The organism is Rhizomicrobium sp. (assembly GCA_037200385.1).
Lineage (GTDB): Bacteria > Pseudomonadota > Alphaproteobacteria > Micropepsales > Micropepsaceae > Rhizomicrobium.
Window position 1 is genome coordinate 727,122 of record JBBCGL010000001.1, and the last position, 18,203, is coordinate 745,324.

Sequence of the window (18,203 nt, forward strand, 5' to 3'; positions counted from 1 at the left end):
CACGCGTTTGTGGCGGAATTGCGGGGCTTCGCCAAGCCCTGCTGGAATGAAACGCGCCGGACGTGTAAGCGAAAGCGATGAAACTGACGCGAACGGTCGCACTGGTCGGCATGATGGGCGCGGGCAAGAGCTCGATCGGCCGTCGCCTGGCCGCGCGGCTGAACGTGCCGTTCAAGGACGCCGATGCGGAGATCGAGTCGGCGGCGGGCTGCACCATCTCCGAGATCTTCGAGCGCTTCGGCGAGCCCGCCTTCCGCCTGGGCGAGCGCAAGGTGATCGCGCGCCTGCTGGCGGAGCCGCCGCATGTCATGGCGACCGGCGGCGGTGCCTTCATGGACGGCGAGACGCGTACGGCGCTCAAGCGCGGTGCGGTCACGATCTGGCTGCGCGCGCCGGTGCCCGTGCTGCTGGCGCGAACCCAGCGGCGCGATTCGCGGCCGCTGCTGCGGAACGGCGATCCGCACGAGACGCTGACGCGCCTGCTTGCCGAGCGGGCTCCGACCTATGCCGAGGCGGACCACACGCTGGACAGCGAAGAGGGGCCGCACACCGCCACGGTCGAGCGCGTCGTGAGCCTGCTGAATCAAACAGGAGCCTGCGCGGCATGAGCGAGATCGTGGCCGTCAGCCTCGCCGAGCGCAGCTATCCGATCCATATCGGACCGGGCCTGCTGGCGCGGGTGCCCGAGCTTCTGCGGCCGCTGGCGCGCGGACCGCTGCCGGTCGTGACGGACAGCCATGTCGGCGAGATGCACCTCGCGGCCCTGCTCGACGCCTTCGCCAAGGCCGGCCTCGATGCGCGGCCCATCGTGCTGCCGCCCGGCGAAGGGACCAAGAGCTTCGCGGGACTGGAGCTTCTGACCAGCGAGTTGTTGAAGACAGGCGTCGACCGCAACGGACTCGTCGTCGCGTTCGGCGGCGGCGTTATCGGAGACCTCACGGGGTTCGCAGCCGGCGTGCTCAAGCGCGGGATCGGCTTTGCGCAGATCCCGACGACGCTGCTGGCGCAGGTCGACTCGTCGGTCGGCGGCAAGACGGCGATCAACACGCCGCTCGGCAAGAACCTCGTCGGGCTGTTCCATCAGCCGCGGATCGTCGTCGCCGACACCGATCTGCTGGCCTCGCTGCCGCGCCGCGAATTGCTCGCCGGCTATGCGGAGGTCGCAAAGTATGGCGGACTGGGCGATGCCGCGTTCTTCGAATGGCTCGAGGCGCATGGGCGCGAGGCGCTTGACGGCGGCAGCGCCGCCATGGTGCAGGCCGTGGCGCATGCCTGCCGGATGAAGGCTGAGATCGTGGCGCGCGACGAACGCGAGACCGGCGATCGGGCGCTGCTGAATCTCGGTCACACATTCGGCCACGCGCTCGAGGCAGCGACGGGCTTCTCGGAGCGCCTACTGCACGGCGAAGGCGTCGCCATCGGCATGGCGCTCGCGTTCCGGCTGTCGGTGCGCCTCGGCCTGTGCAGCGGCCAGGATGCCGAGCGCTTCGTCCGGCACTTGAAGAGCGTCGGCCTGCCCACCGCCATCGCCGAGATCGCCGGCCCGCGGCCGTCGCCCCAGGCGCTGCTGGAGCACATGGCACATGACAAGAAGGTCAAGGATGGGCGGCTCACCTTCGTGCTGGTGCGCGGAATCGGGCAGGCGTTCGTGACGACCGACGTGCCCGTCGGGGCGGTGCTGGAGACCCTGGGCTGATTTCGCCGCCCCTCCGGGGAGGTGAAATCGCGCCGCTGGTACCCTGCCCCGTCGAATGACATTCTTGTCATCCAAATCCGCGAGTGTCCCATGAATACCGTCCTGCTCCTCTCCTTTGCGCCGATCGTGCTGCTGCTGCTGCTCGGCGCCTTCTTCGCCGGTTCGGAGACCGCGCTCACCGCGGTGTCGCGCGGGCGGATGCACCAGCTCGAGAAGGAAGGAAGCCGGGCGGCGCGCGACGTGAATGCGCTGATGGGCGACCGCGAGCGCATGGTCGGCGCCCTGCTGCTGGGCAACACCTTCGTCAACATCCTCGCCTCGTCGCTGGCGACCACCGTGCTCGAGCACAGTTTCGGGCCCCGCGCGGTGTATGTCGCGACGGCCGTGATGACGGTGCTGATCCTGTTCTTCGTCGAGGTCCTGCCGAAGACGCTGGCAATCGCGCGCACCGACCGCTTCGCCCTCACCGTGGCGACGCCGGTCAAGCTGGTGGTCGGCATCCTGGCGCCGGCCGTCAACGCGGTGCAGTTCCTGGTGTGGCGCGTGCTCGGCATCTTCGGCGTGCGCGAGCAGGAGGAGTCCGACGTCGAGGCGCATGAGGAGATCCGCGGCACGGTCGACCTGCACCACAAGGAAGGCTCGGTGGAGCGCGAGCACCGCGACATGATCGGCGGCATCCTGGACCTGCGCGAGCTCAGCGTCGGCGACGTGATGATCCACCGCAAGAACATGGTGACGGTCGATGCGGCCCAGCCGCCGCAGGAGATCCTGGACACGATCCTCGAATCCAACCACACGCGCGTGCCGCTATGGCGGGAGCAGCCCGAGAACATCATCGGCGTGGTCCATACCAAGGACATCGTGCGCGCGGTGATCGCCCATGGCGGCTCGGCCAATGCCGTCGACATCGCGGCGCTCGCCACTCCGCCCTGGTTCGTGCCCGACACCACGACGCTGGAGGAGCAGCTGGCGGCGTTCCGCGACCAGCGCACCCATTTTGCGCTGGTGGTCGACGAGTATGGCGCGTTGCAGGGCCTGATCACCCTGGAAGACATCCTCGACGAGATCTTCGGCGACATCCCCGACGAGCATGAAGAGGAAGAGCGCCCCGACGTGCGCCGGCGCCCCGACGGCTCCTTCCTGATCGACGGCACGGTGCCGGTGCGCGAACTCAACCGGGCGCTGGACTGGAACCTGCCGGACGAGGAGGCGACGACCATCGCGGGGCTCGTCATCCATGAGGCGCGGACGATTCCGGAGCAAGGCCAGCGCTTCGCCTTCTTCGGCTACCAGTTCGAGATCCTGCGGCGGCAGCGCAACCAGATCACGGCGCTGCGGGTGATCCCGCCGGCGCCGGGCAGCGGCGTCAATGCTCCTGCCAAACCTCCGCAGGCGTCAGCGTCGTGAGTGCCAGGGCGTGGATCTTGTCGGGTTTGAGTTCCTCCGCCAGGGCGGCATAGACCCGGCGCTGGCGCTCGACGCGGCCAAGGCCCGCGAAAGCCTCCGACACCAGGCGCACGCTGTAGTGAGTCTCGCCGCCGGCGCGCGCGCCGGAATGGCCGGCGTGCTTGCCGCTGTCGTCCTCGATCGAGAGTTCCGTCGGCGCGAAGGCAGCGGTCAGCTTTTCGCGGATCGTGTCGGCCATCGTCATGCGATAGCGTGTCATCCGACCGGCGACGTAAGTCAAGCAATAGGTTTTCTTGTTTTTTCACCTTCACGCCCCATAATTCCCCCATGGCAGCCAAACAGAGCGCACGATTCAAATCCGACATCCGGATCAAGCCGGACGGCGCGCGCGCGCAGCCTGCGAAGGCGGCGGTGCGGCCGTGCGATCGCGCCGGCTGCAAGGAAGAGGGCGCCTTCAAAGTGACCCGTTCGCGCGACCAGCTGGGCGAGTATATCTGGCTCTGTCTCGGACACGCCCGCGAGCATAACGAGTCGTGGGACTACTTCGCCGGCATGGACGAAAAAGCCATCGAATCCTTCCGCAACGACGCTCTCACCGGGCATCGCCCGACTTGGCCGCTCGGCAAGCGCGCGGCACGTATGCAGAATCCGTTTGGCGGCGGGTTCGGGGTCGAGGACGGTCACGGAACATTCGAGAAAGACACCGAAACCACGCCGCATGTCCGCCGCCCGGAGCGCACATTGACGCGGCTCCAGACCCAGGCGCTGGATACGCTGCAGCTCGAGGCCGGCGCCACCTTGATAGAGATCAAGGCGCGGTATAAGGAACTTGTGAAGCGGTTTCATCCCGACGCGAACGGCGGCGATCGGGGCGCCGAGGAGCGTCTGAAGCAGGTTATCAAGGCCTATGGCGTGCTACGCGCCTCCGGGCTGACCTAAGCAAGGGCTCCTGACGCCCTTCCCTCATCCGGCGGTCATCTTCCGCAAAGAGTTTTAAGGGCCGGATGCAAAATCATGAGTGAGCAGCAGCAGGACCTCGACGCTACGATGACGCCCGACGTCGACGTCGACGCCAAGGCGCTTTTCGGCATCGACACCAAGATGAAGGTCAAGGGCTTCAAGACCCGCACGACCTGGGTGCCCGATCACGATCCGGCCTATCGCTTCGACCGCGAGACGACGCTGGCGATCCTCGCGGGCTTCGCCTTCAACCGCCGCGTGATGATCCAGGGCTATCACGGCACCGGCAAGTCGACCCATGTCGAGCAGGTCGCCTCGCGCCTCAACTGGCCGGTCGTGCGCATCAACCTCGACAGCCATATCAGCCGCATCGACCTGATCGGCAAGGACGCCATCGTCCTCAAGGACGGCAAGCAGATCACCGAGTTCCGCGAGGGCCTGCTGCCCTGGTGCCTGCAGCATCCCGTCGCGCTGACGTTCGACGAATACGACGCGGGCCGCCCCGACGTGATGTTCGTGATCCAGCGCGTGCTGGAGACCGCCGGCAAGCTCACCCTGCTCGACCAGAACAAGGTGATCCGTCCGCACAGCGCGTTCCGCCTGTTCTCGACCACCAACACGATCGGCCTGGGCGACACGACGGGCCTCTATCATGGCACGCAGCAGATCAACCAGGGCCAGATGGACCGCTGGAGCATCGTCACCACGCTGAACTATCTCAGCCACGACGCCGAGCAGGAGATCGTGCTTGCCAAGGTGCCGTCCTATGCGGTGACGCCGGAGAAGAAGAAGCAGATCGCCGCGATGGTCCGCGTCGCCGACATGACGCGCAACGCCTTCATCAACGGCGACCTCTCCACCGTCATGAGCCCGCGCACCGTGATCACCTGGGCCGAGAACGCCGAGATCTTCCAGGACGTCGGCTTCGCCTTCCGGCTCACCTTCCTCAACAAGTGCGACGAGCTCGAGCGCGCCTCGGTGGCCGAGTTCTACCAGCGCTGCTTCGGCGAAGATCTGCCGGAGAGCGCCGCCAAGGTGCTGGTGACATGACCGTGACGCAGCGAATAGCGAATAGCGAATGGCGAGTAGGGGACGCAGCGTCCCTATTCGCTACTCGCCATTCGCTATTCGCGCGAGCGTAGCGAGCAGCCATGTCCAAGCCGGAAAATCCCTCGGAGCCTTTTAAGAGAGCCGTCGGTACCGCGGTGCGGGCGCTGTCGGGCGAGCCGGAGCTCGAGGTCACGTTCTCCGCAGAGCCGCCCACCTTGCGGGGCCTCAAGGCACGCCTGCCCCTGCCTTCGCGCAACCTGCCGCCGAACGAGGTCGCCATCGTGCGCGGCGCCGGCGACGCCTATGCGCTGCGCAAGGCGCATCACGAGGACAAGGTCCACGACCAGTTCCGCCCGCAATCGGCCGACGCCGCCGCCGTGTTCGAGGCGGCCGAGCAGGCGCGGGTCGAAGCCATCGGTTCGCTCGCGATGAAGGGCGTTGCGCACAACCTCGCGGCCGGACTTGAGCAGCGTCTGGTGCAGCGCGGCCTTGCCAAGGCACGGGTCAAGGCGGATGCGAACATCGCCGACGTGCTCGGCTTGATGGTGCGCGAGAAGCTGACCGGCGAAGCGCCGCCGGAGTCCGTGAAATACGCGGTCGATCTGTGGCGACCCTTCATCGAAGAGCATGCCGGCAAGGACCTTGAGAAGCTCACCGGCACGCTGCGCAACCAGGCCTCTTTCGCCAAGCTGACGCGCACGATCCTGCGCGACCTCAAACTGTCGGACGAGTTCGATGCCGACGAGTCGTCGGACGATTCCGGCGAAGGCGAGAATGCCGAGAGCCAGGAGCAGGAGGGCGAGGAGCAGGATTCGGACACGCAATCGGAAACCTCCGAAGCCGACATGCAGGATTCCGAGGGCGAGGAAAGCGAAGACGCCTCTGCCGAGATGCGGGCCGAGCAGACCGACGAGATGTCGGACGCGGCCGAGCCGGAAGACGGCGCCAAGCCGCAGCGGCCCGAGCAGCCCTTCAGCCATTCGGACGAATGGGGCTACAAGGTCCATACGCTGCAGTTCGACGAGGAGGTCCACGCCGACGAGCTGTGCGACGCCGAGGAGCTGGGGCGGCTGCGCAACTTCCTCGACCAGCAGCTCCAGGCGATGTCGGGCGTCGTCTCGCGCCTCGCCAACAAGCTGCAGCGCCTCCTGATGGCGCAGCAGAACCGCACCTGGGAGTTCGACATCGAGGAGGGCATGCTCGACACGTCGCGCCTGCCCCGCATCATCATCGATCCGATGTACCCGCTCTCCTTCAAGCGCGAGAAGGACATGACCTTCCGCGACACGGTGGTGACCTTGCTTCTGGACAATTCCGGATCCATGCGCGGCCGCCCGATCATGGTCGCGGCGATGTGCGCCGACATCCTGGCGCGCACGCTGGAGCGTTGCGCGGTCAAGACGGAGATCCTGGGCTTCACCACGCGCGCGTGGAAGGGCGGGCAGTCCCGCGAGAAATGGATCGCCGACGGCAAGCCGCCGCATCCCGGCCGCCTCAACGACTTGCGCCACATCGTCTACAAGGCGGCCGACGAGCCTTGGCGCCGCGCCCGCAAGAATCTCGGCCTGATGATGCGCGAGGGCCTGCTCAAGGAGAATATCGACGGCGAGGCGCTGATGTGGGCGCACAACCGCATCGTACACCGCCCGGAGCAGCGCAAGATCCTCATGGTGATCAGCGACGGCGCGCCGGTCGACGATTCGACGCTGTCGGTCAACGCGGGCAACTATCTCGAGCGCCACCTGCGCCGGGTGATCGAGGAGATCGAGGAGAAATCCGACGTCGAGCTCACCGCCATCGGCATCGGCCACGACGTGACGCGCTATTACCGCAAGGCGGTGACCATCGTCGACGCTGAGCAGCTCGGTGGCGCGATGACCGAGCAGCTCATCGGCCTGTTCCACGAAGAGAAAGGCCATGAGGGCCATATGCGCGCGCCCAAGCGCATCGCCGGCGCCAAGCACGCGGGCCACGCGGCGCGGCGTGTTGGGGCGCGGTGATCACCGGCCCTGCTGTTCTGCTATTCTTTCTGCATCCAGCAGTGTCATGACCGGAAGGACCATGAGCGGGTGCTGCATTCCCGGCCGATCTCGAACACCGAAATTGAGCTTTTTGTAGAAAGCTGTGGTGCGCGCATTTAGCGAGTTCAATGCCACGCCATAGATGGCGACACTCCTGACGACATTCGCGCAGCGCCGAAGGGCCGCGACCATCAACAGGGTGCCCAATTTCTGCTGTTGATGCGCGATCGAAACGCCGATGAAGTCGACGTAGATGAAGGGGATGTAGCCATCGCGGGTGAATTGATCCGCAGCGCCGCCACCGAATCCTTTTGCCGAGATGCCCGTCATCGAAAGCGAGTAGAAGCCCAATGCGCCGACTGCGCCATCCTCTATCGCGCAAAAAGTCCGCGCGCGATATGACTTCTCGCGGTCCCAGCACGTGGCAGCCCAATCGTCGACCGAATTTTCGCCGCAGTGAAAGCCACGCAGCGCTTCGTGGTTCGGGATCGGAACGATTCTAATTCGATCCAGGTCCAGAGCTAGCTGCTGGGCAGTCGTCATGAATATTCTTCAAATAAAATAGATAGGCGTTGCGGAGCTCGGGGGAAACGCCTCCTGTATCTTTGTAGACCTTCTGGACAAACTCATAGGCCTCCCGCTCGCTGTCGAACGCAGATTTCTTCTTTTGATCTCGTCCCTGCATCCAGCGCAGGAAATCCTGCAGAGATGGAATGGCCATCGGTGTCGTCCTAGCTGCGTTCCCACGCCGTGTCATGGAAACGCATGTAATCACGATTCCGGTGGTGTATGCGTGCGAAGAAACTTTATCACCTCTCGACATTTTGTCGCGAAAGGGAACGAATCGCTATTTCGACATTGGGGGTCGAAAAGGCCGTCTAATACCCGCCGAACCCTGGCAGCGGCTGCACCAGACGGCGGAGCAGCCAGTAGGGAATGAGGGTGAGCACCGCACCGCCGACCAGCAGGCCGGCATGGATCGCCATATGCGCGAACCAGGGCGTCGGCGTGCCGACGTAAGCGGCGGCGTAGAAGATCGGCGCGAAGATCAGCGCGGCGACGATCGAGCCGGTCAGCGGCGCGGTCCACCAGCGCGGCCCACGGGCCCCGTCGAAGGCGACGATGGCCAGGAAGCCCGCCACGAAGAACGCACCGCCGAACGACGCGACCATGCGGATGCTGGGAAATGCCGCGTCCGGCAGAAGCAGCGCCAAGACCTTTCCGCCGAACAGGATCGCCGCGCCCAGCGCCGCGAAGGACAAGACGATCTGGGCGAAGGCATAGGATGGGCCGTAGCGGCGATTGGTGAGGTGCACCGCCAGGAAGGCGAGCGGAACCAGGAGATGGCTGACCGTCAGCCATCGCGCCGGGCCGTCGGCGAAGTAAGGCAATATGGTATCCATATAGAGGTACAGCGCGGCCAGCGCGGCGCAGAGTGCCAGAACGGGAATGACCGTTCGCAGCACGGCGCGGAACATCCGGCCGATTCGGCCGCCGATGCTCGTTTTCTGGCCATAGCCCTGGCTGTGCCATGCCGCGTCGGTCGCACCGCGCAAACGGTACGGACCGTCGTTGATGCCCACTGCCACCCGAGTCGGCGCGTCGGAACGCGCCGAAACTGAACCCGATTCAAATGCCCGCACGACACCCCTACCCGTGTCGGCCGCTTATCCACAGGCCTGACACATTTTGAGACACTAGGGCAAAGTCGTTGCAGGAGCCATGCCCGGTCGCGGGCGAAACAAGGTAAATTTTCAAGGAACTTACGCGCAGCTTTTAAGACAGACTGTGAGCCTGTCCACTGCGTCGGATTTGCCTTGGAGGAGGCGTAGAGGCCTTAGGCGGCCTTGGCGGCGGTCTTCTTGGCGATGGCGCGCTTCAGGCGCAGGGCCTTGGGCGACAGCACGTCTTCCTTGGCCTTGAGCAGGAACGGGTCCAGGCCGCCATTCTTGTCGACCGTGCGCAGGGCATTCATGCTGATCTTCAGGACATAGGAATTGCCGAGAACCTCGCTGGCCAGCGAGACATGCTGCAGATTCGGGCGGTAGATCCGCTTGGTCTTGTTGTTGGCGTGGCTGACATTGTTGCCAACCAAGGTGCCTTTTCCGGTCAGTTCGCAGCGGCGTGCCATAGGCTTTCTCATGTCCAAAAGAGGCGCCCTCATAAGGAAAGGGCGCGGGAGCGTCAAGGCGGTAGACGAAGCCGGCAGGATAATTATACGGCGATCCGCTGTAATTACCCGCCCCTTTTATGGGGAGGTGATTGGCGGCGGAACGCCTCGATCAGCGCCCGCGCCGCGGTGTAGGGCAATGCCTGCCCTTTCGTAACCTCCGCCTCCAGCGCGGCCACCTGGCCCGCCAAGCGCGCATCCGACATGAGCGTCTCGCTCAGCACGGCTTGGACCTCGGTCCAGAACCAGCGCCGCGACTGGGCGGCGCGCAACTGCGTCAGGCGGCCGTCGGCCAGAAGCGTTCCGTGGATCGCCGCGATCTCGTCCCACGTCTCCGCGATGCCCGCGCCTTCGATGGCGGAAACCTTCAGCACCTTGGGATAGAGCCCGACATGCCGCGGACGCATCAGATGCAGCGCGGCATGATAGTCTGCGGCCGCGCGATTGGCGGCCGCGCGCAGATCGCCATCGGCCTTGGTCACGATCAACAGATCGGCGAGTTCCATAACGCCGCGCTTGATGCCTTGCAGGTCGTCGCCGCCGCCCGGCGCGGCCAGGAGGACGAAAAGATCGGTCATGTCGGCGACTGCGGTCTCCGACTGGCCGACGCCGACCGTTTCCACCAGCACGACATCGAAGCCGGCCGCCTCGGCGAGCAGCATGGACTCGCGCGTGCGCCGCGCGACGCCGCCCAGCGTCGTGCCCGCCGGCGAGGGCCGGATATAGGCGAACGGGTCGCGCGCCAGCTTCTCCATCCGTGTCTTGTCGCCCAGGATGGAACCGCCCGAGCGCCGCGACGAGGGATCGATCGCGAACACCGCGACGCGCTTGCCCCGTGCCGTCAGGTGGCCGCCGAACGCCTCGATGAAGGTGGACTTGCCCGCGCCCGGCGCGCCGGAGATGCCGACCCGCACCGCGCCGCCGGTCCGCGGCAGCAGCCACGTGAGAAGCGCCTCGGCGTCGCGCTGGTCGTCGGCCCTGGTGGATTCCACCAGCGTGATGGCGCGCGCCAGGGCCCGGCGGTCGCCGGACACGAGCCCGTTAACCGCAACGGAATCAAACGCCTCGGCCATAATTGGACCATAGTGGTTTTGGAGCGTCCGCGCCGCTAGTTTGCGTCGACACCCGGAGACAGACCCGATGAAATTTCGCCACGCCACGGCCGCGCTCCTGACCCTGTCGGCCCTGGCAGGCGCCGCATATGCCGCCGGAGGCTCGGGCAGCGAGGCGCCGGCCCAGCCCGGCTCGACCTTGCAGATGGCGATGACGCTCTATGCCGGTGGCGTGACGCTGGGCAAGGTCGATCTCAACACGACCATCCGCGGCGACCAGTATCACTCCGTGTCGAACCTGCAGACCGGCGGCGTGGTCAATGCGTTCTGGCAGTCCGAGATCCAGGCGACCTCGACCGGCACGCTGGCGCCCCGCACCTTCCATCCCGGGCTCTACGACTCGTTCTACACCGGCCGCTCGGACAAGAAGCAGGAGGTCTCGCTCACCTATGATACGGGCGGTCCGGTCCGGCTCTATGCCGATCCGCCCTATTCGATGACGGGCTACGAAGTGACGCCGGAGCAGCAGAAGGCGACCGTCGATCCGCTCAGCGCGATCACCATGCTGGTGTCGGGCGTCAGCGCGTCGCCGGAGAATCCCTGCGGCGTGACATTGCCGGTGTTCGACGGACGCCGCCGCTACAATGCCGAGATCAGCAAGCTCAAGGACACGGTCGTGTCGATGGACAACGGCCTCTACAAGGGCAAGGCCCTGCTCTGCCAGATCAAGTACAAGCAGCTGGCCGGTTACAAGCCCAAGGTGATCAAGGAAGGCGCGAGCTTCCCGCTGATCAACGCCTGGGTCGCGACGTTTCCGAGCGCCGCACCCGGCCGCTTCTACGTCGTGCCGCTGCGGGTGTGGGCGGATACGAGCTATGGCGTGATCGCGGCGGTGGCGACGACGGTGAAGATCGACGGCGTGGCATTGAAGCCCTGAGGGCGAGCCGCGTCGTCCTTCTTTTCCTGCCGCAACACCCTCTCGTCATGCCGAGGAGCGAGCGTCGCGAGCCTCGAAGCCCGCACGCCTCTAATCGCCGCTCAGCGTCTTCAGCAGCGGCACCACCACGTCGCTGATCGGCGTCGGGATGCCGTGCTTGCGGCCCAGCCGCTGGATCACGCCGTTGCGGGCGTCCCATTCGAGCGGCTTGCCGTCGCGGCGGTCGTAATACATCGAGTTACCGCGATTGTTCGGCCGCGTCTGGAATGCGATGAGCTGCTGCACATAGCCGTCCGCGAAGCGCGCCCCTTCGGCGCGGCCCACGGCCATGGATTCCTCGATCAGCGCCCGGCCGAGCGCCGTCATCTCCGGCGACGAGGCCAGCGCGTCGGGCCGCAGCGCCAAGGCCGACAGCGCGCCGCCGGCACAGTTGAGCGCGAGCTTCTCCCAGGCGCGCGTGGTGAAATCGGCATCCGCGGTGCACGTCACGAAGCTGGCCGCGAACAGCGCGGCGAATTCCTCGCCGGCCGGATCGTTCGGTACGATGAGGGCGGAGCGGCCATGGGTGGTGATCTCGCCCGGCGCGGTGCGTTCGGCCGGCAGCATGACGACCACCGGCACGACCGGCGTGGCGGCGGGCACGAACGGCGCAAGGCGCGCGCGGTGCTCGACGCCGTTCTGCAGCACCGCGATCCTCGTGCCGGGCCCGACCAAAGCCTTCAGCCAGGGCGCGATGCTTGGCGTCTGATGCGATTTGACCGCGACCAGCACCCAGTCGGCGGGCGTGGCCTCGGCCGGCGTGGTGATCACCCGGACCGGCAGCGCCTTGCGCCTCCCGCCGTCGAGCCGCGTGAGCGCCAGCGCGGCGAAGGACTGGTTGGCGCAGATGACAAGGTCATGGCCCTTTTCGGCCAACGCGAAGCCGATGGTGCCGCCGATGGCGCCGGGACCGATGAGGGCGATGGACGTCATCACTCCGCCGCGTGATCGAGCTTGCGGTTGCGGATCAGCTTCAGCACGTTGCGCGCGGCATCGGGGATGTTGGTGCCGGGGCCGAAGATCGCGGCGACGCCGGCTTTCCTCAATGCGTCATAGTCCTGCGCCGGGATGACGCCGCCGACGATCACGAGGATGTCGTCCGCCTTCTGCTTCTTGAGCGCGTCGATCAGCAGCGGCACGAGCGTGAGATGGCCCGCCGCCTGGCTCGAAATGCCGATGACGTGCACGTCGGCGTCGATCGCGTCCTTGGCCACCTCTTCCGGCGTCTGGAACAGCGCCCCGATGTCGACGTCGAAGCCGAGATCGGCGAAGGCGGTGGCGATCACCTTGGCGCCGCGGTCGTGGCCGTCCTGGCCCATCTTGGCGACCAGCATGCGGGGGCGGCGGCCCTCCTCTTTCGCAAAGGCTTCGACGTCGCCGCGGATCGCGCCGAACGCGTTGTCGCCCTCATAGGCGGCGCCATAGACGCCGGCGATGGAGCGGATCTCGGCGCGGTGGCGGCCGAACACGCCCTCCATCGCGTCGGAGATCTCGCCGACCGTGGCGCGGGCGCGGGCAGCTTCGACTGCGAGCGCGAGCAGGTTGCCGTCGCCCTTGGCGCCGGCGACCAGCGCGTCGAGCGCCGCTTTCAGCTTCGCCGGGTCGCGGCTCGCCTTTATCGATTTCAGCCGCGCGATCTGGGAGTCGCGGACCTGCGCGTTGTCGATGGCGCGGACGTCGAGGGCGTCTTCCTGTTTGAGCTGGAACTTGTTGACGCCGACGATGACGTCCTCGCCGCGATCGACCCGGGCCTGACGCCGCGCCGCCGCCTCCTCGATGCGCAGCTTGGGGATGCCCGCCTCGACCGCCTTGGTCATGCCACCCATCGCCTCGACCTCGTCGATGATCGCCTTCGCGGCGTCGGCGAGGCTGTGGGTCAGCGCCTCGACATAATAGGAGCCGCCGAGCGGATCGACCACCTTGGTCACCTGCGCCTCGTTCTGCAGGATGAGCTGCGTATTGCGCGCGATGCGGGCCGAGAACTCGGTCGGCAGCGCGATTGCTTCGTCGAAGGAGTTGGTGTGCAGCGACTGGGTGCCGCCCAGGACCGAGGCCAGCGCCTCGATCGTCGTGCGCACGACGTTGTTGTACGGATCCTGCTCGGTCAGGGAGACGCCGCTGGTCTGGCAATGGGTGCGCAGCATCAGGCTCTCGGGATTGGTGGCGCCGAACTTCTCCATGATCCGCGACCACAGGAGCCGCGCGGCGCGCAGCTTGGCGACTTCCATGAAGAAGTTCATGCCGATGCCGAAGAAGAACGACAGGCGTGGCGCGAAGGCGTCGACCGCGAGGCCCTTGGCGAGCGCGGCGCGGACATATTCCATGCCGTCGGCGAGCGTGTAGGCGAGCTCCTGCACGGCGGTCGCGCCGGCCTCGTGCATGTGATAGCCGCTGATCGAGATCGAATTGAATTTCGGCATCTTCTTCGCCGTGTACTCGATGATGTCGGCGACGATCCGCATCGAAGGCGCGGGCGGATAGATATAGGTGTTCCGCACCATGAACTCCTTGAGGATGTCGTTCTGGATGGTGCCGGAGAGCTTCTCGGTCGGCGTGCCCTGCTCTTCGCCAGCGACGATGAAGTTCGCCATGATCGGAATCACCGCGCCGTTCATGGTCATCGAGACGCTCATCTTGTCGAGCGGGATGCCGCCGAACAGGATCTTCATGTCCTCGACGCTGTCGATCGCGACCCCGGCCTTGCCGACATCCCCGGCGACGCGCGGATGGTCGCTGTCGTAGCCGCGGTGAGTCGCGAGGTCGAAGGCGACCGACAGGCCCATCTGGCCGGCCGCGAGGTTCTTGCGATAGAAGGCGTTGGACTCCTCGGCGGTCGAAAAGCCGGCATATTGCCGGATGGTCCAGGGCCGGCCGGCATACATGGTCGAGCGCACACCGCGCATATAGGGCATCTGGCCGGGCAGCGAATTCGCCGCTTCAAAGCCTTCGAGATCCGCGGCGGTGTAGAGCGGCTTGACGTCGAAACCTTCCGGCGTATGCCAGGTGAGCGCGCCCAGCGGCCGGTCCTTGAGTTCCTTTTGCGCCGCCTTGGCCCAGCTTTCCGGTGTCGTCCTGTCGCCGCTCATGTCTTCCGCCCGAGGTGATTTTGGGGCCGGAGTATCGCAGGTGCGAAAAAGGCGTCAAACCCGTCATCCCACTGTCTTCATTCCTTAACAAACACTCCGGGTACGGAGTATCCCGTGGATAAGCCGTTGCGGCTCCACGACTGGGCCCGCCCACAAGATGTGGTAGGGGGCGCAGCTTGACTTTCCACTAAACGTATGAGAACAAAGGATGATATTGATCGAGTTAGTGATTCGTCTATACTTCGTTCGTGTAACGTACCATCCGTAAACGGACGATCCACAGCCGCACCAAGAAGGATGGGCCGCGGCCTTCGTCCGCAGCTAATGCGCCCAGGGCGGCAGTGGGGACGGGGTGTTTGAAGGGACTACGGCCCCTCCCGCGTTGGGCATGTTTGTGCGAGGGTCGATGCAGATGCACGAGCTGCCGACGGGCCCTAGTTCGCCTCTCGTCGTGCAAAACGCCTGTACACCGGGCGGCGGAGCTGGCATGCCCGCGGGGATGGTCCGCGGATCGATCTGGCATAACTTGTACTTCGGCGCGACCGCGGCCTGGGCTGGAAAGACCTCTTTCATCATGTCTTCCGCCATCCGAATCCGGCAGGCAATGTTGTCGTGGATGGCGGTCGGCAGGTCTTTTTGCAGTACGCCATTGAATCTCGAAATTGAGCCGCCGGCGTTCACATGTACGCCCGCATCGACGAATTGCTTCAGAAGGTTCTTGAATTCGGCGTCGGCAGCGGCGCTGGCTTGCCCCGTTCGGCTATCGGAATAGAGGGGTACATTGCCGCAAATCTTCAGCGCGAAATTCGCAACGATATCCCCCTTCGCGGCGAGGGGGTCCGATTGCGTCATAGCCGCCCCACTAGGAGCGAGGAAGAACAATCCCGAAATGACCGCAACGACCAAATTCCCTGTAAGGTGTTTCATGCTTGCCTCCGCCCCGCCCATTGTCGTGCGCAGTATCGGACATAACAGAAATAGTTCCAAGGAACTCGACTTGAGAATTCATGGAATTCCCAGAAATACATCGCCGATCGGACCCGCGATTACTTATTTCCAAAGGGCAGTAGTTCAGTGCAGACTATCCAAACCATGAGGGCGGACTTCGCCGCTTCGCGCGTGACCGCGGTCCTCGGCCCCACCAACACCGGCAAGACGCATTTTGCCATTGAAAGAATGTTGGCGCATCGATCGGGCATGATCGGCCTGCCGCTGCGCCTCCTGGCGCGCGAGGTCTACGACAAGGTCGTGCGCCTGAAGGGCGCCGACCTGGCCGCGCTGATCACCGGCGAGGAGAAGATCGTCCCGCCCGGCGCGCGCTATTACGTCTGCACGGTCGAGGCGATGCCGCTCGACATCCCGGTCGCCTGTCTGGTGATCGACGAGATCCAGCTTTGCGCCGATCCGGAGCGCGGCCATGTCTTCACCGACCGGCTGCTCAACGCGCGCGGCGAGGAGGAGACCATCCTGCTCGGCGCCGACACGATGCGCAGCGCGATCCAGCGCTTCATCCCGCGCACCTATTTCATGACGCGGGCGCGGTTCTCGGACCTCGCCTATACCGGGCACAAGAAGCTGACCCGCCTGCCCCGCCGCGCGGCGGTGGTCGGGTTCTCGGCCGAAGACGTCTACGGCATCGCCGAGCTGATCCGCCGCCAGCGCGGCGGCGCGGCCGTCGTGCTGGGCGCACTCAGCCCGCGCACCCGCAACGCGCAGGTCGAGCTCTACCAGAGCGGCGACGTCGACTTCCTGGTGGCGACCGATGCCATCGGCATGGGCCTCAACATGGATGTCGACCACGTCGCCTTCGCGGCAATGGAGAAGTTCGACGGCGTCGGCATGCGGCCGCTGCGCCCCGACGAGGTCGGCCAGATCGCCGGTCGCGCCGGACGGCATATGAATGACGGCACCTTCGGCACCACCGGCGAAGCCGCGCCGCTGGAAGACGAGCTCGTCGCCCGGGTCGAAGGCCACCGCTACGATCCGGTGCGGGTGCTGCAATGGCGCAATTCCAATCTGGAATTCGGATCGCTCGACCGGCTGCTCGCCAGCCTCGACGAGCCGCCGCCGCAGAAAGGCCTCGCCAAGGCGCGGCCGGCGAGCGATTTCATCGCCCTGCGCCTGCTGGCGGCCAATGACGACGTGTTGCCCCTCACCGCCTCACGCAGTGGCGTGCACCGGCTGTGGGATGCCTGCCAGATTCCCGATTTCCGCAAGCTGTCGGTCGACGAGCATGTCCGTCTGGTGCAGGCGGTGTTTCTGTTCCTGATGAGCGACGACGGCGTGCTGCCCGACGACTGGCTGGCGCGGCAGATCGAGCGGCTCGACATCACCGAAGGCGATGTCGCGACGCTGAGCGGCCGTCTGGCGCAGATCCGCACCTGGACCTATGTCGCGCATCGCGCGAGCTGGACGAAGGACGGCGCGCATTGGCAAGCGGTGACCCGCGCGGTGGAGGACCGGCTCTCCGACGCGCTGCACGAGCAACTGACGCAGCGCTTCATCGACCGGCGCACCAGCGTGCTGATGAAGCGGCTGCGCGAGGACGACGTGATCGACCTGACGCTCGACGATTCCGGCGGCGTCGCGATCGGCGGCGAAGTCGTCGGCAAGCTCGAAGGTTTCCGCTTCGAGCCGGATGCGCGCGCTGAAGGCATCCATGGCCGCACCTTGCGCGCCGCCGCGATGCGCGGCCTCGAAGGCGAGTTCGTCGCGCGCGCCCGGCGCCTGCGCGAAGCCGAAGACAAGGCGATCAGCCTCAGCGAGCACGGCAAGCTGTGGTGGGATGGCGCTGTGGTGGGCCATCTGGTCAAGGGTGCCGCGCCCCTTTCGCCGACAGTGCAGGTGCTGGCCGACGAACGGCTGAAGGGCGACCTGCGCGACGACGTGCAGACCCGGCTCGAAGCCTTCGTGCAGGGCCGCATCGCGACGCGGCTGGAGCCGCTGCTGCTGCTGAAGGCGGCGGCCGAGGCCAAGGCGGGCACCGCCGATGCGCTGCCCGGCGCGGCGCGCGGCATCGCGCACCAATTGCTGGAGAATTTCGGCTCGCTGGAGCGCGCCCGGCTCACCCTGCCCGACCAGATCGGACCGTTGATCCGTGCCCTGAAGAATTTCGGCGTGTGGTTCGGGCGCCGCTCGGTCTATCTGCCCAAGATGCTGCGGCCCGACGCGGCGGGGCTGCTCGCGCTGCTGTGGGGCGTGTGGACCAAGCCCGAGCGCATCCCCGCGCCGCCGCAGGCCGGGCTGACGTCCTTCGTCAACGACGCGCGCCTGCCGGCCGACTTCCTCGCTGCCGCCGGCTTCCGCGTGATCGCGCGCCGCGCCATCCGCCTCGACATGCTGGAGCGGCTGGAAGAGGAGCTCGAGAAGGCCGCGGCGGCCGGGGTGAACGCCGAGACCTTGCTGCCCAAGCTGGTCTCGCTGATCGGCTCTGGCAATGAGGAGCTCAAAGCGGTGCTCGCCGAGATGGGCTGGCAGATCGTCGACGTCGCCGACACCGGCAACGGCGTGACGCATGTGTGGCGCAAGCAAATGCCGAGACCGCCGCGCGCGCAGAAGCATCGTCCGCGCGAGAAACGCGATCACAAGCCGAAGGAATTCAAGGTCGAGATCCGCCCCGACTCGCCGTTCGCGGGATTGGCTGCGCTCATCCGGAAAGTATGAGCGGGGCGGGCGTGACCACGACTTCACGACGGTCGGGGAACCGTCCGCCTTGCCGGCATCACGATCCGCTGGAATTTTATCCAAGAACTATGAAAAACGCCTGGCTTGAAGGTGCTGCAATA

At 66.0% G+C, this 18,203-nt stretch carries 17 protein-coding genes; 8 read left to right on the plus strand and 9 right to left on the minus strand.

The window, feature by feature from the left end:
• The first annotated feature begins 77 nt into the window (after window positions 1-77).
• From WDM91_03385 to WDM91_03395, 3 genes are all read left to right on the plus strand, one after another.
• Window positions 78-608: a shikimate kinase gene (locus WDM91_03385; GenBank protein MEI9993615.1), complete on the plus strand. Its 531-nt coding sequence runs from the start codon at window positions 78-80 to the stop codon at window positions 606-608.
• Window positions 605-1,696 (plus strand): 3-dehydroquinate synthase, encoded by a 1,092-nt coding sequence (gene aroB, locus WDM91_03390; GenBank protein ID MEI9993616.1) that lies wholly within the window; start codon window positions 605-607, stop codon window positions 1,694-1,696. Before WDM91_03385 ends, aroB begins: the two co-directional genes overlap by 4 nt.
• Before the next feature lie 90 nt (window positions 1,697-1,786).
• The gene (locus WDM91_03395) at window positions 1,787-3,103 is read left to right on the plus strand and encodes an HlyC/CorC family transporter (protein MEI9993617.1); all 1,317 of its coding nucleotides are present in this window, start codon (window positions 1,787-1,789) and stop codon (window positions 3,101-3,103) included.
• On the opposite strand, the gene WDM91_03400 is transcribed toward WDM91_03395, so the two are convergent.
• Window positions 3,063-3,362: a BolA family protein gene (locus tag WDM91_03400; GenBank protein ID MEI9993618.1), complete on the minus strand. Its 300-nt coding sequence runs from the start codon at window positions 3,360-3,362 to the stop codon at window positions 3,063-3,065. The two genes, WDM91_03395 and WDM91_03400, sit on opposite strands and share 41 nt — an antisense overlap.
• On the opposite strand from WDM91_03400, the gene WDM91_03405 reads away from it, so the two are divergent.
• The 3 genes from WDM91_03405 (at window position 3,356) to cobT (ending at window position 7,113) form a co-directional block, all read left to right on the plus strand.
• Window positions 3,356-4,042 carry a J domain-containing protein gene (locus tag WDM91_03405; GenBank protein MEI9993619.1) on the plus strand — a complete coding sequence of 229 codons (687 nt, stop codon included), beginning with the start codon at window positions 3,356-3,358 and terminating at the stop codon, window positions 4,040-4,042. The two genes, WDM91_03400 and WDM91_03405, sit on opposite strands and share 7 nt — an antisense overlap.
• A 75-nt stretch (window positions 4,043-4,117) precedes the next feature.
• Window positions 4,118-5,113: a cobaltochelatase subunit CobS gene (cobS, locus tag WDM91_03410; protein ID MEI9993620.1), complete on the plus strand. Its 996-nt coding sequence runs from the start codon at window positions 4,118-4,120 to the stop codon at window positions 5,111-5,113.
• A 101-nt stretch (window positions 5,114-5,214) separates the two neighbouring features.
• Window positions 5,215-7,113, plus strand: a complete 1,899-nt coding sequence (gene cobT, locus WDM91_03415) for a cobaltochelatase subunit CobT (protein ID MEI9993621.1) — start codon at window positions 5,215-5,217, stop codon at window positions 7,111-7,113.
• Here the strand turns inward: cobT and WDM91_03420 are convergent, their stop codons facing one another.
• From WDM91_03420 to meaB, 5 genes are all read right to left on the minus strand, one after another.
• Window positions 7,114-7,677 carry a GNAT family N-acetyltransferase gene (locus WDM91_03420; protein ID MEI9993622.1) on the minus strand — a complete coding sequence of 188 codons (564 nt, stop codon included), beginning with the start codon at window positions 7,675-7,677 and terminating at the stop codon, window positions 7,114-7,116.
• Window positions 7,634-7,855, minus strand: a complete 222-nt coding sequence (locus WDM91_03425; GenBank protein MEI9993623.1) for a hypothetical protein — start codon at window positions 7,853-7,855, stop codon at window positions 7,634-7,636. The genes WDM91_03420 and WDM91_03425 overlap by 44 nt, the downstream gene beginning before the upstream one ends.
• Before the next feature lie 157 nt (window positions 7,856-8,012).
• Entirely contained in the window at window positions 8,013-8,723 is a 711-nt protein-coding gene (locus tag WDM91_03430) for a hypothetical protein (protein ID MEI9993624.1), read from the minus strand.
• Between the two features lie 248 nt (window positions 8,724-8,971).
• The gene (rpmB, locus tag WDM91_03435; protein MEI9993625.1) at window positions 8,972-9,265 is read right to left on the minus strand and encodes a 50S ribosomal protein L28; all 294 of its coding nucleotides are present in this window, start codon (window positions 9,263-9,265) and stop codon (window positions 8,972-8,974) included.
• Window positions 9,266-9,369: 104 nt separating this feature from the next.
• Window positions 9,370-10,377: a methylmalonyl Co-A mutase-associated GTPase MeaB gene (meaB, locus tag WDM91_03440; protein ID MEI9993626.1), complete on the minus strand. Its 1,008-nt coding sequence runs from the start codon at window positions 10,375-10,377 to the stop codon at window positions 9,370-9,372.
• Between the two features lie 67 nt (window positions 10,378-10,444).
• On the opposite strand from meaB, the gene WDM91_03445 reads away from it, so the two are divergent.
• Window positions 10,445-11,293 carry a DUF3108 domain-containing protein gene (locus WDM91_03445; GenBank protein ID MEI9993627.1) on the plus strand — a complete coding sequence of 283 codons (849 nt, stop codon included), beginning with the start codon at window positions 10,445-10,447 and terminating at the stop codon, window positions 11,291-11,293.
• A gap of 90 nt (window positions 11,294-11,383) precedes the next feature.
• Here the strand turns inward: WDM91_03445 and WDM91_03450 are convergent, their stop codons facing one another.
• From WDM91_03450 to WDM91_03460, 3 genes are all read right to left on the minus strand, one after another.
• The gene (locus WDM91_03450; protein ID MEI9993628.1) at window positions 11,384-12,265 is read right to left on the minus strand and encodes a 2-dehydropantoate 2-reductase; all 882 of its coding nucleotides are present in this window, start codon (window positions 12,263-12,265) and stop codon (window positions 11,384-11,386) included.
• Window positions 12,265-14,418, minus strand: coding sequence for a methylmalonyl-CoA mutase (scpA, locus tag WDM91_03455; protein ID MEI9993629.1), 2,154 nt, complete (start codon window positions 14,416-14,418; stop codon window positions 12,265-12,267). Before scpA ends, WDM91_03450 begins: the two co-directional genes overlap by 1 nt.
• A gap of 321 nt (window positions 14,419-14,739) precedes the next feature.
• On the minus strand, window positions 14,740-15,345 hold the full coding sequence (locus tag WDM91_03460; protein ID MEI9993630.1) for a hypothetical protein: 606 nt from the start codon (window positions 15,343-15,345) through the stop codon (window positions 14,740-14,742).
• A gap of 165 nt (window positions 15,346-15,510) precedes the next feature.
• Here WDM91_03460 and WDM91_03465 point away from each other — a divergent pair, with 165 nt between their 5' ends.
• On the plus strand, window positions 15,511-18,081 hold the full coding sequence (locus WDM91_03465; GenBank protein MEI9993631.1) for a helicase-related protein: 2,571 nt from the start codon (window positions 15,511-15,513) through the stop codon (window positions 18,079-18,081).
• The last annotated feature ends 122 nt before the right edge of the window (window positions 18,082-18,203 follow it).

Bases quoted from the DNA above. Each gene is read 5' to 3' on its own strand.
- WDM91_03385 (MEI9993615.1), top strand. From the start codon at position 78: ATGAAACTGACGCGAACGGTCGCACTGGTCGGCATGATGGGCGCGGGC.
- aroB (MEI9993616.1), top strand. From the start codon at position 605: ATGAGCGAGATCGTGGCCGTCAGCCTCGCCGAGCGCAGCTATCCGATC.
- WDM91_03395 (MEI9993617.1), top strand. From the start codon at position 1,787: ATGAATACCGTCCTGCTCCTCTCCTTTGCGCCGATCGTGCTGCTGCTG.
- WDM91_03400 (MEI9993618.1), bottom strand. From the start codon at position 3,362: ATGACACGCTATCGCATGACGATGGCCGACACGATCCGCGAAAAGCTG.
- cobS (MEI9993620.1), top strand. From the start codon at position 4,118: ATGAGTGAGCAGCAGCAGGACCTCGACGCTACGATGACGCCCGACGTC.
- cobT (MEI9993621.1), top strand. From the start codon at position 5,215: ATGTCCAAGCCGGAAAATCCCTCGGAGCCTTTTAAGAGAGCCGTCGGT.
- WDM91_03420 (MEI9993622.1), bottom strand. From the start codon at position 7,677: ATGACGACTGCCCAGCAGCTAGCTCTGGACCTGGATCGAATTAGAATC.
- WDM91_03425 (MEI9993623.1), bottom strand. From the start codon at position 7,855: ATGGCCATTCCATCTCTGCAGGATTTCCTGCGCTGGATGCAGGGACGA.
- rpmB (MEI9993625.1), bottom strand. From the start codon at position 9,265: ATGGCACGCCGCTGCGAACTGACCGGAAAAGGCACCTTGGTTGGCAAC.
- meaB (MEI9993626.1), bottom strand. From the start codon at position 10,377: ATGGCCGAGGCGTTTGATTCCGTTGCGGTTAACGGGCTCGTGTCCGGC.
- WDM91_03445 (MEI9993627.1), top strand. From the start codon at position 10,445: ATGAAATTTCGCCACGCCACGGCCGCGCTCCTGACCCTGTCGGCCCTG.
- WDM91_03450 (MEI9993628.1), bottom strand. From the start codon at position 12,265: ATGACGTCCATCGCCCTCATCGGTCCCGGCGCCATCGGCGGCACCATC.
- scpA (MEI9993629.1), bottom strand. From the start codon at position 14,418: ATGAGCGGCGACAGGACGACACCGGAAAGCTGGGCCAAGGCGGCGCAA.
- WDM91_03460 (MEI9993630.1), bottom strand. From the start codon at position 15,345: ATGAAACACCTTACAGGGAATTTGGTCGTTGCGGTCATTTCGGGATTG.
- WDM91_03465 (MEI9993631.1), top strand. From the start codon at position 15,511: ATGAGGGCGGACTTCGCCGCTTCGCGCGTGACCGCGGTCCTCGGCCCC.